Genomic DNA, 16,678 nt, shown 5'->3' on the forward strand with positions numbered 1-16,678 from the left:
AGGAGAGGAATACATGGAAATTATAGGATTAGATCCTCGCGCATTAGCGACTTTAGGTGCACTTGAATACACCAATCGTCGCAATAAATTAATCGAAGACTCGGAGAATAATATATACGAGTGTAAAGAAATAAAAGAAATACTTCAATCCCTCCCTAAAGAGAAGCAGATTGAGGTTCTGGAGAATCAAGCTCATTTTGAAGCAGTGGCAAAGATGATTGAACAAAACAATTTAATTCTTTTAGAACAGATGAAAGCTCTACAGCTAATTCAGAAATAACAAACTTATGATTAATTAATTCTACATACGCTTCCATAAATAATGTATCTTTATTTATACCATCAGCCTCTGTTTTTACAGGGGCTTTTATTATACGTTGATTCATATGCTGGATTTGAATAGTTTCTTTTACATGTATGAATAGATCTTCTAATAAACCTGGTGTCGATTCTAATTCCTGCTTTTCAATTTCCTCTGTGACAGCACTTATAAATTCCCATAGTACCTTTGCACCTAGTAGTTCTGCTAAGCGCTTTTCACGCATTTCAAATGTTTTCATGTTCATGCAAACACACTCCTATAATTTATATATAATGATAAAAACATTATATTTATGTAAAATTGCCTAAAACACTTTCTAAACTTACATTTCTAAAAAATCACTACATCATCTTAAAGATATATTATTATTCAACACACTTCGTGTTGTTCTGAATCAAAAAAAATTGTTTGAACTGTAACACCATAAAAATTCGCTAATTTTATTTTTATATTATCTCGTGGGATTCTCTGTCCATTTTCATACATCTGCAATGTACTAATACTGATTCCGACTGCTTTTGCCACCTCTTCTCTAGATCTCCCATTTCTTAAATTAATTAGATTTTCAGCTACTCTTTCATAATTCATACATTCTCACCCCTAAAACCACATTTCGTGTTGTTAATTAAAATATAAACCGCACAAATTGTGTTGTCAATAGATTTCAATTATCAATTTTTAAAAGTTTTAATATATTAACACATATTGTGTTAATATATTATCAGGTGATAGAATGAAAACGTTTGGAAATATAATTCGTGATTTAAGAAAACAAAAAGGAATTACGCAAAAAGAACTGGCTCAATCCCTTCAACTTAGTGAAAGTACAATTGGTATGTATGAACGTAATGAACGTCAACCTGATTACAATACCTTGATACGTATAGCAGATTACTTTAAAGTATCTACTGATTTTCTTCTAGGGAGAGATTTTGATGTTGAAAGGAATAGAAATGATTCAGAACTAGATCAATGGTTAAATGATATAAAACTTGCTCCATCCCAAAAGCGTGAAGAATTAAAACGTTTTTGGAATTTTATAATGCAGGAAGAAAAGTAATAAATTACCCCCCACCTTTACAGTGTGGAAGTCTTGAGTTCGAACCCTTTCCGGGCCCATATATTACGGTAAAATGGCGTTCTATTCAAAGTTAGAGCGCTTATTTTTGTCCGATAATTTATTCATTGATTTAGCTGAAATATTTGCGTTACGCCGCCAAACTTTATGAAATGGAAGCCTCCTATTTCATACATTCAACGTAAATCATAGATTTCATAATACTGGAGTTTAGTCTGTCTTTAGACATGAGAGTGTTAACTAGTGAGTATTAATACACATGAGCATTTAGTGCGTAATATCTACTAGAAAAGAACGCCTTACACCGTTTCGCAAAACTATCTCTTCCATAAAATCTGATTTTTTTCAAAGTATAATTGATAAAAACTACTTTTATTTGCATGTATACGACTCTTTTTTATTTATAAATACGAAGGAGCATTGTAAAGATTGCTTATCCATCTCAGTTATTTCTCTAATTCCTATAAATAAACAAAAAGGGAAAAATAATTGATAACAGATTAAAATGTAAAGTAATAATAAAATTATTTAATTTCATTATAAAAAATATAAAAGCCTTGCTACATTTTATTGTAGTAAGGCTCTTTAAAGTTGTTTAATTTCTATTCATTTAAATACATTTAAACTCAAAGTTCAATAATATAGTTGTTTACTAAAGCACCTGTTTGTTAAACAAGGGGCGCTTTAATTATAGAGCCGTTGACTTTTTAAACAAAGGTATGTAACCTCCACTAGGTCCATAAGCAACACCAATCTTTTCCCATCCATATTTTTCATAATATTCTTTAAGATCTGAAGTAAGATAAAGAAATTTGTATCCTCTTTTTGCCGCTTCTAGAAGTCCATGATTCAACATTTTTTCTCCTAGAGAGTTGCCCCTAAATTTTTCATCTACAAACAAACATGCTAGCCAGGGGCTCAAATCCTGACGACTATTTAGATCATTACGAATTAATGCATAAATCCCGATAATCTTATCATCTACTTTTGCAACGTAAAAACTGGGTATGTCATTTGGATTATTTAAAGCATTAATCATACAATTTTCATAAAAAGCACGCCCTCCTTCTTCACCCCATTCTTTCCAAAAAACATCTATAGCCTTATTAAATAAGTGATCCTTCTTTAGTAATTGAATTATTTCCATAAAGCTATCATCCCCAGAGTATTATTTAATAATTGTAGAACAAAACAAAATTAATATTTTTTAATTATCTATATTTTATCTATGTAATCAGCAATAATTTCCTCACCCTAGAAATATATAGTTATAAATATTTATTCTCTTAATTTATAAAAATTCCTTCTTAACCGAACCTACCTCGTTAGTGACATAGGCAATGTTTTTCATTTTTAAACAACTTTATTATTTTTTAAATGACTTTATTGTCATTAAACATAAAACATGTGAGATAGCTTGAAATTTACATTTGTTTTATAGTTAAAATATTTATCCATTTTTAATGAACCACTTTTTCCAATCTCTAATGCTTTTTCAAAATTCATCTTAATCCATAATAAGTTGTTTAATATGGAATTGCTATCTTCTTCTATCTTCAGATAGTCTTCACCATGTTTAAGTATACGATCATCGTTTCGGTGATTCGTTGAAACTAAGATACACCCTGTCGCCGTTGCATCAGCTGCAGCAGTAGTTGGAAATCCATCAATAGCAAAGTTATCTTTTGTACTACAACTGATAAATATATGAGATTGTTCATATAAGTGTTTTAGTTTTTCGAAATCTAATATACCCCAAAAAGTATAATTCTTGTTTGTTAATAGATGTAAACTACCTTCCCAGTTTCCTACAATATGTAAATGAAATTGATCATCAAGTTTATTTAACGCTTGCGCTAATAAAGGAAATCCTTTTCTTTCTGCATTGTGAGCCACAAATATGATCTGTATTGGCTTAGAAATAACCTTTTGATTATAATGATAAAAATCTGTATTAATCACTCCTGGAACATAAATACTTTTTGGGATAGTATTTAATACTTCATTTGCATTAGAGAATACTGTTTTACAATGTTTAGATACTATATTTAAAAATTCAACAGAAGTATAAGGATCTAATCCCCCTCCTGGATATACTGTAGTGTGAAGGTCAATATGATTTTCCTTTAAAAAATTAGCTAAATCAAGTTTGGGATTTGCTCCTGGCATTTGTGTCCCGTCAGGAAGATAACAAGTGCCTAATAAACTCAACACGAAATTTAAAAAAACACAATATATATCGGTAATTCCTTCTTCTTTCGCTATCTTATTGAATAATTGAAAATCATGTACTTTGGTTGGAAAATCATCTGTATATACCTCAGTAGCAAAGTAAAGAGTATCGGGTCGTTCTTTATAGATTTGGTAATTCTCCCAATAACGAAATCCACTTAACTTCCAAGGGAATTTGGTATCAATTACCGCAAGACGTCTTTGAGATTTATTCTTCATTTTTAACCACTCACTTCCATCTTCTCTCTTGCAACCGCAAATAAAATTGTTTCTTGAGCATTGATAGTATAGTGGCCTAAATAAAATTGATATCCCAAATTTAAATCGTTAATAAATTTCATTACATTAACAAAATCACTGATTTGATGATAAATCGCAATAGCAAGCGTAGGGCGAAATGTAGTTATAGAATGGATAGCGCCTTTTAATGCATTCATTTCAGCACCTTCAATATCCATTTTAATAAAATCCAATTTATGAAGTTTTTGTTCTATTACTAAATTATCTATGGTGATGGTACTAACTTTATCTGTAACACCTGATTCTTCAGAAATTGAAACAAAACTCGCAGCACCTTGATCTTTATAATATAGCGAAGTATTTGAATCATTCCAAAGAGGGTGTTTAACGATTGTAATTTGCTTTTGAAGTGTTTCATTTAAATTGAGGTTTTTAGACATAATTTCTAAATTGCTTGGGATAAATTCAATTGTATAAACATGGCCCGTTTCTCCTACTTCATGAGCGAAATAAAGCGCAGTATCCCCAAAACATCCACCTGCGTCAATAACGATGTCTCCTTCTTTTACTTTTATTGCGGGTGAAATTTTATTATATTCATACTGCTTATCTAAAAAAGTCGCACTAATTCCCATCGGAACATAAAATAATTGCAACTTATACTTTAAGGGAGTTAACTCAAACAATTGTAGCGTCCAGTTATGATAATTAGTTTGAAGTGTTTCTGTAGAATGGATGAGGTTTTGAATAGATTTTCTCTGATTCCAATAATCAAGAGTATTTAAAGGCAACTTGACTTTATGATTTCCTAATAACCGAAATGCCAAGAGTTTGATTAATAACTCTTTGGAAAAGGGGTCGCTCAAATTGAAGTATAGTTCTTCAAGTCCTTGAAGGTGCTTCATAATTTCTTCTTTTTCATTATGGATATTTACAACAATTGAATCAATGGTGGGACGAACATGCATAAGTTCAAATAACTCTATATCGATATTATAGTAATAATGGTTCTTTAAGCAATTAAGAAGTTCCATTATAAGTGTATCTAAAAATCCAGAAGTAGACTGCATATTATCGTTATTGTTAATCTGGATTGCACGTTCTGCTAAAAACAATAATTGATTTGCTTTGTTGGATAAATCAATATTGTTAGTCATTTTCATGACAAAGGATAAATAATTTGCTGCTAAATATAGTCGACCACTAGCGTAGTAAATCTCACCTAACTTTAATAGTGTCTCAGGATCATTTATATTTGCAATCAAAAGTTTTTTCAACTCATCCTCCAGTAAATTTGTTTCATTTTCCATTTTTAAAGTTACCACCCTTCTTTTAACATAAATTACATTAGATTTTTTTCTAGATACACATATTTGTATGTATTGAATTTACTTCTTATGGCTGTTGTTATTTGAGACACCGTTATAAGATATTATCTGCAACTAAAAAATAGAAGCTTATATTACAGAAATTTATATCATCTCGCTAGAAAGAACGTCTGTACAAAGGTAAATTTCAACTCTTTACATATCAAAATAAATTCGAGTAACAAACAATTTTTTGTTACTCAAATGTTATAAGATGATACAATCGAGAAATTTATAAAAAAGCACCCTCCTTTTCTATTTAGCCTATATAGAAAAAATACGTTTTTTACTTTGTAATAATGGAAATGGTTAAGAAGATAGCAAATACATTATAGCTCTCTAAGACTACATATAAACTTGCCAGAAATTAAAGCCTAACCTTGCTGGAAATCACATGTTATTAAGAAGATTTCGTTGATTATTTAAACGAAAAGGAAACCTAGCTTTGCCTCAAGTACAAAAATACTAATAGTCTATCTCAAATTTTTAGAATTAGATAGAAGCACCACCACTGCCTATCAACTGAATGTTTTGAAAGTACCTCCAAACTTTATCGACATTTAGTTACTTATGTAGATAAAGCTCATTTTGTACATCTAGTAGTTTATTTTTTAATCTATGTCGGACTTTTACTTGAATATAAATTAAATAAGTCACATTCATTAAAAAAACTCTGATTTCCATAATGTATATGAAATCAGAGCGTTTTTTCGGTAGATCAACCTTCAATATTTTCAATAGGTCCTTTTTTTAAATACAAATGGCCAAATACATGAAAAAACTCCGCTTTTAATGTCTTCCCTTATTTACTAAATAGAGGTGCTATTTTATCAATTCGATTTGTCCAAATTCCACCTGTATAATCATCTGGAAGACGTTTTATATCTTCAGATGAGTCAAATCCACTTGAAAATCCAAGTCCATTTCCTCCTACAATGATAATTCGCGTATCTGCTTTATCCATTCGATTAAGAAAACGATTAGGCCATCCCCAAAGCAAAGGAGCTACTTTATCTGGTATATGTAACTCTCCATGCTTCATGCTTGAAGGTATGTAACCAGTCCACCCTAACGCCATATAAGTAAGAAGATCCTTTTTCATGGTTGCTTTTGACATCGTTCGTAAACTAGGGATGTGCTCTCTTATCGCAGCAATCGGCTTATCACCACCATATACTGTTAGTTGAGCAAGGCGTTTCGCTGGTAGTTTCTTGAGGTAAGTAGCCAATTGGATTCCTTCATTTTCATCATCACTTTTAATATGAATAAGAAAAGAACGATCTGGAAAATGGTTAAGTACTTCATCAAGTGTTGGCATAAGATTAATCCCTTTTCCACGAAACGGGAATGTTTTTCCCCCGTCAGCTGTATACCCGTAACCAATATCAAGTGCTTGTAATTCTTTTGTTGTAAAATCTCTTGTAACACCTTTACCATTAGTACGGCAATCAAGAGTCCAATCATGAAAAATGACAAAATTATTATCTTTAGTTGGTTGAACATCAAACTCTACTAGGTCAGCTCCAGCTTTAAATGCCGCTTCCATAGATGGAATTGTATTTTCTAAATAAGAATGTTCAGGTTCATGTATACGTTCTGCTGTACACGTATCCCCCTCAATTCCCTCCATGCTAAATGTTTGCGAAAGTCCTCGATGAGCAAGAAGAAGAGGATTTCCCTCGTCCCTCTTCGCAAAAAAAGAACTGTTATTTACATAAACAAGTACGAAAAGAATAAAAATTATCCAAGTCGTTTTATGTTTAAGTAGCTTTTTTATTTTATTCATTGTATTCTCCTCTTAAATATTAGTTAAAATGATTTAAACAATATCCGGCATTTAAATACTTTTAAATTCTATAGCTTATCCTATTCCTTTGCAATGGAGATTATAAACAATTGCATGTTGCTATTTTTATATAAAGCAGGAGCGATTCAAAGGTATTTTTTAACTATTATGTAGTATCATTTTTAAGAAATTATGTCTACTTTAAGGCTATCTTAGTGGGGATGGACATGTAGTGCTCTCAATAATAAGTTTTCTTCCACAAACAAAAAGAACCATAACCTTACCGAAACGGCAAATTTATGGTTTAAATCACAATTTTATCCGCTCAATTCTATAACTTTTTGCAACCTACTAGTAATCGTATAATATCCCCTTACACACACATGTCTTTGTTTATTTTTTTGAGATAATTTGCAGCGAAATCTTTTAAAGACTCAGGAATTAATGTTTTTTAAAAATTCATTTTCTAATTCCACTATCTTTCTTTTACGAGCTTTTATTTTTCTTACGGGCACCCCGACATACACATACCAATCATCTAAACTTTCTTTTACCATACTCATCGCGCCAACTGCCGCTCCTTCTCCTATTACTACATTTGGAAAGATAATAGAATGCGCACCAACAATAGCATGCTTTTTTAAGATAACTTTTCCAGCTTTCACATTTTTATATTGATGTGGAACAGTCGGTCCCATTAATGTATTTCCGCTAAAATCATCAATTGCTGCATATACAATTGTTTTTGATGAAATATTTGCAAAATCATGCATTTCAATCCCCATTTCTCCTCCATATAACGCTGTATATGCCGCTATATGCGAATAACTTCCAATTGTAATTTTGCCACTTAAAATGCAAAAGTCATCGATTCTTACATTATTTCCAACAGATATAGTACCTGGATTATATATACTGGTTTTTTTACTTATTAATACATTTTCCCCGACAGATAGAAAGCCAATTTCGCTCAACTCTTCTTGACTATAAAAACTATTCATCTGTGGACACCACCTTCTGCATTAAACACATTATAATTTGCTCCACGATTTCTTTCGTCATTCCTTCCCATAAAGGTAGACTAATTATTCGTTTTGCTATCTTATTTGTATTTGTTAAATCTGTAGACTTGTAGTTTTTAAAGAAATCTTGTTGATGACAAGATGGTGAAAAATATGATCTAGCTTCTATCTTTTGCTTTTTCAACACTTCTATTACTTGCATATTGTTAATTTTTTCTGGACAGAGAATAGGCATAAATTGATGAATAACTGCTTCTGTCTTTTGAACTTGCCAACCCTTTTTCATTAATCCCGTACTTTGTAATAACTGTTTATACCATTCAGAGATACGATTTCGTTCTTGCATTTTTTGATTCCATGTATTTATCGTTGCAATCCCAATAGCTGCTGCATATTCAGTCATTTTACAGTTAAACCCCATCATCGTACAATCACGATTATGATCAAATCCAAAATTCCCCATTCTTTTAATTTGATTTATCTCTTCCTCATTATGGCTATATATCATACCACCTTCACCAATTCCGAAAGGCTTTGTTGCATGAAAGCTATATACAATCATACCACTAAAATTCTGACCATAATGTATACCCTCATGCATTAATCCAAACCCTGGTGCCGCATCTACAACAACCGGAACACCCTTTTTCTCTAATTCTTCATAGTCTTTCAAGTCCATCCATGATCCGAATGTTGCATATGGAACAACAACTGCAACCTCTTCTTTTAATTCATCAATCTTATCCAAAAGTACCGTTTTATCCATACACCAATCATCTAATGAAATATCAATAAAATAAGGCTCCAAGCCACACCAAATAGCTGCCAATGGAGTAGCAGGGAATGTAAAACTAGGCATAAGAGCATACTTTCCTTTTTTTCTTTTCTTACATTGAATTGCCGCCATTAACCCTAGTGTTGCGTTTGCTACTGTTGTAACTGCTCCCCTGTTCTGAAAAAATTCCGACATAATTGTTTCTTCAAAACGTTGATTTATAGGTCCATAATTTGTATATATGTGGGATATATCAATTCGCTCTAATTCATCTAAGTACTCGTTTGCAGGTACAATTGACGCACGTAAAAAAGGAATATTCTCCATATGCATCTATTCCTTTCTATCATTTTCGGACAATATAGAGCATATCCGTTTCAGATAATCCAAATTTCCTAGCAATTTCTATTCCTTGTTTCTCAGCTATGTTATACAATTCCACCTTAAAGCCTGCATCAGTTAATCGTTGAATAAATCCTGATCGATTAAAAATCCTTACATGATCTTCTTGACCAAAGGCTATTTTTCTCAATAATGGCGTTACAATAGATTTATCCTCTATAATAAAATCTACATTCATTGCGATTGGCACTTGAATAATTCCCCATCCATTTGGCTTTAGTACCCTATATAATTCTCGTATTGCTTTTTCATCGTCAGGCACGTGTTCTAATACATGACTACATAAAATAACATCAAAGATATTATCTTCGTATGCAATTCTCGTAATATCAATTTCCTCCATTAAAGAATCCTTTGGTTCTAAATCCCCACATATATAAGTAATGTTTTTAAACTGGTTAAGCCATCCTCTTACCTTCACTTCAGGTGCAATATGAAGCATTGTATAATTCCTACTTAACAAATCCGTTTCTGTTTCAATGTACGCACGATACAACCTGTCACGATCCATCGAATAGCAAACTGGACAGATACCTGTATCTTTATTCCACATCTCAAATTCATATTTTAGAAAATCATAATGTGCTGGCCAAGGAGAAAAACTTTTAAATTCTTGATTGCAATATTGGCAATAACAAATATTTTTCTCAAATATATGAGTAACTAGTTTAATTAACCCGCTTTTTATCTTTTCATTATAAATTTGATCTAGTTCTCCACTTCTTACTGCATCCTTAAGTATAAATCCCGCATTCTCCAAACAATAAGATAAGCTCTCTTTATAATCTTGTTCAGTATTTAAAAACCCACTATTATGTGCATCTGTAATTAATTCAATCCATTCTTCAATTGTCATTAATATAAAGTACATTTGTTTTTGATTTTGTCCACTATGTTGTCTAAAGTAGCTAAGAGGTTCCTCTATATAAACTACTTTTCCTTTCCTCATCATATCTAACCAAGTTGCAATGTCATTAATAGAAGAATACGCTTTCCCCTTAAAATAACCAAATTTCCCTCCAAAAAAATTGCGATTAAACAAAACCGTTGTCGGTTCTCCAACTACGTTTTTCAAGTTTTTCAACATATAATTCCCTAGTGTTTCCCCTTCAAAAATTGTAGTTTCTATGGCAATTTTCATATTCAATGTTGAGGGGGGTAATACCTCTCCATTCTCATCAATCAGTTCACGGTACGACGTCACAAATGCAATGTTTTCTAATTCAGAAAAGTATTTCATCATTCTCTCAATCTTTTCATGATGAAATAAATCATCATCTAATAAAAAATTTATATATTCACCAGTAGCAAGCTCTATACATTGATTAAAATTTTCAGCCACCAATGGATTTTCATTTTTAACATATGTTATATATTCATATTCTTTTAGGTATGGTTGGATCATTGCTTTTACTTCATCATTTGTACTATCGTCAGAAATAATAATTTCAATATTTTCATAGGTTTGATTCAAAGCACTTTTGAGGGCTAATTCTAAGTAATGAGGTCTATTGTAGGCAGGAATTAGTATACTGACTTTTGGGAGGTGCGAGTTGATATTCATACGCTGTTTTTTCTTTTCAATATTTATTTTCTTTAGCTTGATTTGTTGATAGTAGTCCAATGAATATAATATGGATGATGGAACAATCCTTCTTGCATAGTCTAGAAAATTTGTAATAGCTCTGTCTAACTCCTCTTCGGAGGATAAGAAACCATATTTTTCTCCAGCTATAATAATACTATGAGAAAAATCTTCTAACCCATCCATCATTTTATTAGATTCATTTAACTGCTGATTTGAATGTAATCGAAAGTAACTGAGTGTCTCCGCTATATATACTGCTTTTCCTTTACTCAGTAAGGATAACCATGAAGCTACATCTACGTTGCAAAGATACCGCCTTTTATCAAATACACCATACGGTTCTGTTAAATCACTTTTACGAAATAAAACCGTTGTCGGTTCTCCTATATAATTCTTTTGATTCATAATCACCATATTTCCTAATTGTGGCCCATCTATAATCGTATCTGTATAAAATAAACGCATCGTTGCATAAACATCTGGCAATAGGTTTCCTTCTGCATCCATTACTTGGCGATGGGATGTTACAAGCTTAATTTCATTATCTAGGTCATTTAAAAAGTATTTCATCATTTTTTCAATTTTATTTACATGAAATAAATCATCATCCATTAAGAAGTTTATATATTGACCTTTCGCTTTATGAAATAACATACGTGAATTCTCAAATTGTCCAAGAGTTGACCTATTTTTTATATAAATAATATTTGAATGATCATACAGGTACTTTTGTAACACTTTCTCTGTTTCGTCGTTTGTACTATCATCTCCTATTATAATTTCTATATTAGGATACGTTTGTTCTAAAACACTACATAAAGCTTTTTCAAAGTAGTGTGGACGATTATACGTAGGAATTAATACACTTACTAAAGGCGTTTGATTTATTTCCTTTTCATTTGTACCATTTTCCATTCTATTCCTCCGCCTTTTTATTTATTTTCACTTTTGAAATAGACATGCTACTACAAATCTATTTATTAGACGAACTAGATCTGAAAGGTGTTGCGAAAAACAAATAAATAGCTTTAAAAACAGCATCTATGTTGTCATAGTGTAGAATAAACCTGGATTACTTTTTTCGTCCCATTCTATTTATTTGTAAAATGCGGCATTCTTTTTTCAATAAATGCCTTTACCCCCTCCTTCACATCTTCTGTTTGAAATACTTTTCCAAAGTAACGAGCTTCAATCTCAAGTCCTTTTTGTAAAGGTACTGCTGCACCTTCGCGAATTGCCAACTTCATATAGGCGAGAGCTGGAAGAGAAAATTTACTTATATCCCTTGCAATCTCTTTTGCTTTATTTAACGCCTCTCCTCGAGGTGTAATGTAGTTAACCAAGCCTGTTTCTTTTGCTTCTTTTGCTGTAATTGGTTTCCCTGTGAGCATCATCTCTTTTGCTTTCCCTTCTCCAATCAATCTAGGTAATCGTTGGGTTCCTCCAGCCCCAGGAAATAAACCTAACGTAATTTCTGGTAATCCAATTAAAGCTTGTTCTTCTATTATCCTTAAGTCACAAGCAAGTGCTAATTCACATCCACCACCTAGTGCTAACCCATTAACAGCAGCTATAGTCGGTTTAGACAGATTTTCTAGTTGATTAAGTGGCTGTTGCAATTCTAATGATTTCATCTCGGCATATTTTTCACCTTTGCCCATCCAATCTGGAAATTCTTTTATATTCCCTCCCGCTACAAAGGCCTTTTCTCCACTTCCAGTTATAATTACGACTGAAATATCATTATTAATTTCTATTTCCTCTAATACATCTACTAATTGTTGGACTACTTCTAAACTTAAAGTGTTAACTGGTGGATTTTGAATTGTAACGACTGCAATACTTCCTTTTTTATTACAAGTTACTACTCGTTCATTCTTCATAAAAAGTCCCCTTTTAAACTCCCTAATTTTTCACAACACCAAGCTTCTTCACTTAACTCACCATCAGCCTAAATTTCCGAATATGGTTCCGTTTTTAGAAATTCATCAATTTATTGTATGAACTGTAGAAGCATAAAATGAGCAATCCTTTCTTAGCACCATTTTTTAATCTCAACATATTTTCAAATTGTTCTTTTACTATATAAATTAGCTTCATGTTTCTTTGTTTTCCGTTAAACAGTTTCTGAAGCTGGGATGAATCGTAGGAAAAATGAGATAAAGAGACTGATGCATCAGATACATTAAAGATGAACAATTTCAGAAAGATAGCATTTTAGTAACCACGTGTTTTTAAACCTTTCTTAACTATCAGTACCACCGATTAAGACAACTACCTATTTATGAATAGACAATCATCTAATTTCTGTTAAATTCAATAAACTGTATGGAAACGAATATCAAAACAAGGAGTGAAACGTATGTTTCGTCGTCCAACTTGTATGCAAGCTTGTTTAGATAGTGGGCATGATTACGATTATTGCCGTATATGGTGTGAACCTATTTACATGGTTCCTACTTATTCCTACTCAGTACAACCATCGTATACAGCACCTATAGTAACACCTTATAGTTCACAGCAATATCAGACTTATGCCTTTGGACAACAAACCGACACGCGTTGGGAATGTTACCGTCAATGTATAAGAAGTGGCGGAAGTGCTGCAAGTTGTTGTTATTATTGCGAACTGTGCTAACAACAACTCTTAATTATGTGGAGTCCCACAACTGTAGTGCACAAACAGATTACAAATCATGAAAAGCATCCGTCATAATTTTAAGGAAACTAGCGATTTGCACTCCGATCTCTCGTTATTTCCATCTTTCTTCGTAACCATTCTTTTATAGGACTTGATCGGTGTAATAATAAAGAGATTCCTCAATTACTTGCTCCCCACTGTACACTTAACTATCACTTCCTTTAGATGACATATCATTTTTTCGTATTTTGTTTCGACTTGGATTTTTCCTGTGGTTTGTTTATCTACCTCTCTCAAAAATGACACTCTCTCGCTTTTTCACAATTTTTTTATGACCTTTAACCTCTACACCCTATATGAAACAAGACTCACTCAGCTTGCGCAGAAATCATGAATTTTTTACTCATACTTACTAAGTCGCATGAGCTATCATACCTGCGTACACTTTCCAATAAAATTATCGTTTATACTAACTAAGCCATACAAGATGTCCTTTCCACTCATTTTCCATGTAAATATACGCAATAAAAGCACGTGTATAGGCCACACGTGCTTTATTCCTTCTATATAAAGTTGATGTCGTCGTTTTCCATCTTGCCTTGCCGAAGTTATTTTTGTTGGCTCCTAATTGCTGCTAGGTAAATTTTGCTCTTCCATTACCTCTTCAATAAATTCAATAGGGCTCCTCTCATTTATATTTCACATTCAAAACTAAATAACAGTCATTCCGTACATTCAGCACCTCCATTATAATTTTTAAAAAATATAATATGAGAAGTTTAGTTTCTGATTGTCTTTTTTACGCTAGTGTACAGAGATTTCCGAACGTGAGAATGATCTAACAGCACACTAAACACTTGAACAGGTTAGCTAAGCCAATTTCTATAAAATTAAGTATCATAACGTATAACATTTCCTTGTTTGCGTTGTTAAGAATCTAGGTGTGAAAGGTTAATGTTTTGATTCTTTATGGACAATTTTCTTAAAGTTATATATCTACATACGATATTGAGATTATTTTTAACTATAAGGAAGTGATACTATGGCTTGGCGTTCTTTTCAATCTTTTAACTTTCAAGATAGATTTATTCGTCACCAAAACTTTCTTGGTGAACTTACTCCAATCCAGGAGAATAGCAATTTAGATAGAATGGATGCTACGTTTAATTTGGAATGGGTAGATGAAAGTAGAAATTTAGTAAGATTCCGTTCCTATAATTATCCGAATTCTTTCTTACGACATCAAGATTTCCGTATTAAACTTCATGCAGAGAATCCAGCAGACCCACTAATGCAAGCAGACTCAACGTTTGTTATAGAACCAGGACTTGCATATCCATATGGTTGGGAATTTGTATCATTTCGTTGTACCAATCCCAATCTTTCTAACTGGTACATTCGTCACGCAAATTTTCATCTTTATATCTCTTCCATAAATCCAAATGATGAATTAGGCCGTAAAGATGCTACGTTTAGGATAACTAACCCAGCAATTTTATGGCCGAGATAGCGTGATATATAGCCATAAAAAGCTTTATAAAAATATATAATGATAATTTGCAGTTTTTTGTATAAATCAGTAATTACTTTAAGGATTTATTTTGGATCACCATTTCCAAAAACAAGAGCGTACGTTTAGACATAAATTAACCGGTTCCCTGTAAGATAAAGAACCGGCTATCTATTTACTGTTGTTTTGATGGGATTTTTGTCTTGTAATGGTGGTGATTATTTGTTTGGTTACCATGTCTCTCTTGGTTGTTAGGCGTAATTTCATCAGCAAATTCCATATTTGCTAAATTTACTTTGGATGGAATAAATGATCTTGTTTTATTTTGAAAACCTTGAAACGTATGTTTTATAGGTTTCATCATGCTTGAATTACGTGTTGCTAATACACCTAAAACGGTTCCTAACCCTAGTAAAGAAACCCAAATCCATCCTTTATTGTTCTTCTTTTTATTTCCCAATAACTCAAACATTTGTTGAGTTATTTTTTTTGAATTGAATGATGACATCAAAAAATTAAGGATATTCATTTTTGTCCCCCCTGAAAAAAATCGTAAAAAGAAACACTCGTTTCAATTTCACATATTTTATGATGCGCTATTTTATAGGGATTTATGATGCCAACTTATACTAATAGTTCTTGATTTTTAAAACAGAACTTCCTAATATTACTCAAGTGGTTTTTACTGAAATACAAAAAATAATTTTATAAAAAAATCAAAAAGGAACTGAAAAGTTATGTATTATTAGATTGGAAATTTATCAATTCTTTTTCAATTGTCGGTTATGTAATGCCGAAAGGGTGAGTAACACAAGAATCGATCCTACTAAGGCAAGTGACATATCCCATTGTGCATCCCATATATCGCCTTGCATACCTAAAAAGTCTTTTGCTGTTGTTCCTCCCTTTGCTATTTTAAAAGCTAACCATTCGATGATTTCGTATAGTGCAGCAATAGCAAGCGAAACACTTATACAAATCGTAACTAACCAAGGACCTTCGGTGAGTTGAGTTTTCCGTAATAATATTTCTCTTATCACAATTGTAAACAAGCCTTTCAACAAATGTCCAAATCGATCATAGTGATTTCGATTTAAATCAAAGACATCTTTTATCCAATTAAAAAGAGGAACCTTTGAGTATGTGTAATGACCGCCGATGAACATTATGATGGCTAGTATTGCAATAATGATATATGAGAGTGTAGTAAAGCGAAACTTATTGTATATTGCAATTATAATGATTAGACCGAGAACGGCAGGAATAGCTTCCGCTGCCCATGACGAGTATCTTGCAGGCTTAATAACAGACCATATAAAAACTGCAGTAACAATTAATAATAAAAATAGATGAAGCATTTTACTTTTGTCTCTTATCACTTTTTTCACTCCTATTGAAAGGCTTTCTGCTTAAAGTATTTGAAAAAATACAGTTTCATATACAACGTACTTGGCACTGTTTGCCTTAATTTACACTTAAGAACAGCTCTTTTAATGGGGAGAGTGTTTTTGTCTAGTAGATATTCACAATGAAAATAGACATATTCACTGCCTTCGGCAACTGCTCTAAAAGGTGTAGCTCTATATCAATGTCAAGTTGATAATGCCAAGAGAATATAAGGGAGTGTGCTTTCTATAAATTTTTGTGACTAAACTAAACATGCACATAATCAGTAGGAAGAGCATTATCAAGTTAAACATGTTCAATTTGTAACT

The 16,678-nt window shown here is 32.1% G+C and carries 15 protein-coding genes; 3 read left to right on the forward strand and 12 right to left on the reverse strand.

The features are described from left to right. Positions 1 to 155: 155 nt before the first annotated feature. Positions 156 to 566 carry a hypothetical protein gene (locus ACUN13_RS22500; RefSeq protein WP_153582148.1) on the reverse strand — a complete coding sequence of 137 codons (411 nt, stop codon included), beginning with the start codon at positions 564 to 566 and terminating at the stop codon, positions 156 to 158. 125 nt (positions 567 to 691) lie between these two features. Next, positions 692 to 910: a helix-turn-helix transcriptional regulator gene (locus tag ACUN13_RS22505; RefSeq protein WP_001105580.1), complete on the reverse strand. Its 219-nt coding sequence runs from the start codon at positions 908 to 910 to the stop codon at positions 692 to 694. A gap of 145 nt (positions 911 to 1,055) precedes the next feature. Between ACUN13_RS22505 and ACUN13_RS22510 the strand changes: the two genes are divergently transcribed. Continuing rightward, on the forward strand, positions 1,056 to 1,382 hold the full coding sequence (locus ACUN13_RS22510; protein WP_103621902.1) for a helix-turn-helix domain-containing protein: 327 nt from the start codon (positions 1,056 to 1,058) through the stop codon (positions 1,380 to 1,382). 706 nt (positions 1,383 to 2,088) lie between these two features. Here the strand turns inward: ACUN13_RS22510 and ACUN13_RS22515 are convergent. The 8 genes from ACUN13_RS22515 to ACUN13_RS22550 form a co-directional block, all read right to left on the reverse strand. Then, positions 2,089 to 2,547: a GNAT family N-acetyltransferase gene (locus ACUN13_RS22515; RefSeq protein ID WP_409532335.1), complete on the reverse strand. Its 459-nt coding sequence runs from the start codon at positions 2,545 to 2,547 to the stop codon at positions 2,089 to 2,091. Positions 2,548 to 2,792: 245 nt separating this feature from the next. Next, positions 2,793 to 3,611, reverse strand: coding sequence for a glycosyltransferase (locus ACUN13_RS22520; RefSeq protein ID WP_409532370.1), 819 nt, complete (start codon positions 3,609 to 3,611; stop codon positions 2,793 to 2,795). 242 nt (positions 3,612 to 3,853) lie between these two features. Then, positions 3,854 to 5,182 (reverse strand): FkbM family methyltransferase, encoded by a 1,329-nt coding sequence (locus ACUN13_RS22525; RefSeq protein WP_409532336.1) that lies wholly within the window; start codon positions 5,180 to 5,182, stop codon positions 3,854 to 3,856. Between the two features lie 859 nt (positions 5,183 to 6,041). Continuing rightward, on the reverse strand, positions 6,042 to 7,025 hold the full coding sequence (locus ACUN13_RS22530) for a glycerophosphodiester phosphodiesterase family protein (RefSeq protein WP_409532337.1): 984 nt from the start codon (positions 7,023 to 7,025) through the stop codon (positions 6,042 to 6,044). 434 nt (positions 7,026 to 7,459) lie between these two features. Further along, positions 7,460 to 8,026 (reverse strand): acyltransferase, encoded by a 567-nt coding sequence (locus tag ACUN13_RS22535; protein WP_409532338.1) that lies wholly within the window; start codon positions 8,024 to 8,026, stop codon positions 7,460 to 7,462. Then, a complete protein-coding gene (locus ACUN13_RS22540; protein ID WP_409532339.1) occupies positions 8,019 to 9,149 on the reverse strand; it encodes an aminotransferase class I/II-fold pyridoxal phosphate-dependent enzyme in 1,131 nt (376 codons plus the stop codon). Before ACUN13_RS22540 ends, ACUN13_RS22535 begins: the two co-directional genes overlap by 8 nt. Positions 9,150 to 9,168: 19 nt before the next feature. Continuing rightward, on the reverse strand, positions 9,169 to 11,727 hold the full coding sequence (locus ACUN13_RS22545) for a glycosyltransferase (protein WP_445423960.1): 2,559 nt from the start codon (positions 11,725 to 11,727) through the stop codon (positions 9,169 to 9,171). A 176-nt stretch (positions 11,728 to 11,903) separates the two neighbouring features. Next, positions 11,904 to 12,695 (reverse strand): enoyl-CoA hydratase, encoded by a 792-nt coding sequence (locus ACUN13_RS22550; protein ID WP_409532341.1) that lies wholly within the window; start codon positions 12,693 to 12,695, stop codon positions 11,904 to 11,906. A gap of 479 nt (positions 12,696 to 13,174) precedes the next feature. Here ACUN13_RS22550 and ACUN13_RS22555 point away from each other — a divergent pair, with 479 nt between their 5' ends. Both ACUN13_RS22555 and ACUN13_RS22560 read left to right on the forward strand, forming a co-directional pair. Further along, positions 13,175 to 13,450 (forward strand): hypothetical protein, encoded by a 276-nt coding sequence (locus ACUN13_RS22555; RefSeq protein WP_002182114.1) that lies wholly within the window; start codon positions 13,175 to 13,177, stop codon positions 13,448 to 13,450. Positions 13,451 to 14,495: 1,045 nt separating this feature from the next. Continuing rightward, complete coding sequence (locus ACUN13_RS22560) at positions 14,496 to 14,963, forward strand: AbfB domain-containing protein (RefSeq protein ID WP_000312558.1); 468 nt, start codon at positions 14,496 to 14,498, stop codon at positions 14,961 to 14,963. 175 nt (positions 14,964 to 15,138) lie between these two features. Here the strand turns inward: ACUN13_RS22560 and ACUN13_RS22565 are convergent, their stop codons facing one another. Continuing rightward, positions 15,139 to 15,492, reverse strand: coding sequence for a hypothetical protein (locus ACUN13_RS22565; protein WP_409532342.1), 354 nt, complete (start codon positions 15,490 to 15,492; stop codon positions 15,139 to 15,141). 232 nt (positions 15,493 to 15,724) lie between these two features. Beyond that, complete coding sequence (locus tag ACUN13_RS22570; protein WP_131250382.1) at positions 15,725 to 16,342, reverse strand: DUF2238 domain-containing protein; 618 nt, start codon at positions 16,340 to 16,342, stop codon at positions 15,725 to 15,727. Positions 16,343 to 16,678 lie beyond the last annotated feature (336 nt).

Source organism: Bacillus cereus group sp. Bce041, from assembly GCF_052646455.1.

Excerpts from the sequence above, each read along its gene's own strand:
- ACUN13_RS22530 (WP_409532337.1), bottom strand. The coding sequence starts at position 7,025 with ATGAATAAAATAAAAAAGCTACTTAAACATAAAACGACTTGGATAATT.
- ACUN13_RS22510 (WP_103621902.1), top strand. The coding sequence starts at position 1,056 with ATGAAAACGTTTGGAAATATAATTCGTGATTTAAGAAAACAAAAAGGA.
- ACUN13_RS22515 (WP_409532335.1), bottom strand. The coding sequence starts at position 2,547 with ATGGAAATAATTCAATTACTAAAGAAGGATCACTTATTTAATAAGGCT.
- ACUN13_RS22525 (WP_409532336.1), bottom strand. The coding sequence starts at position 5,182 with ATGGAAAATGAAACAAATTTACTGGAGGATGAGTTGAAAAAACTTTTG.
- ACUN13_RS22545 (WP_445423960.1), bottom strand. The coding sequence starts at position 11,727 with ATGGAAAATGGTACAAATGAAAAGGAAATAAATCAAACGCCTTTAGTA.
- ACUN13_RS22565 (WP_409532342.1), bottom strand. The coding sequence starts at position 15,492 with ATGAATATCCTTAATTTTTTGATGTCATCATTCAATTCAAAAAAAATA.
- ACUN13_RS22555 (WP_002182114.1), top strand. The coding sequence starts at position 13,175 with ATGTTTCGTCGTCCAACTTGTATGCAAGCTTGTTTAGATAGTGGGCAT.
- ACUN13_RS22505 (WP_001105580.1), bottom strand. The coding sequence starts at position 910 with ATGAATTATGAAAGAGTAGCTGAAAATCTAATTAATTTAAGAAATGGG.
- ACUN13_RS22550 (WP_409532341.1), bottom strand. The coding sequence starts at position 12,695 with ATGAAGAATGAACGAGTAGTAACTTGTAATAAAAAAGGAAGTATTGCA.
- ACUN13_RS22500 (WP_153582148.1), bottom strand. The coding sequence starts at position 566 with ATGAACATGAAAACATTTGAAATGCGTGAAAAGCGCTTAGCAGAACTA.
- ACUN13_RS22540 (WP_409532339.1), bottom strand. The coding sequence starts at position 9,149 with ATGGAGAATATTCCTTTTTTACGTGCGTCAATTGTACCTGCAAACGAG.
- ACUN13_RS22560 (WP_000312558.1), top strand. The coding sequence starts at position 14,496 with ATGGCTTGGCGTTCTTTTCAATCTTTTAACTTTCAAGATAGATTTATT.
- ACUN13_RS22535 (WP_409532338.1), bottom strand. The coding sequence starts at position 8,026 with ATGAATAGTTTTTATAGTCAAGAAGAGTTGAGCGAAATTGGCTTTCTA.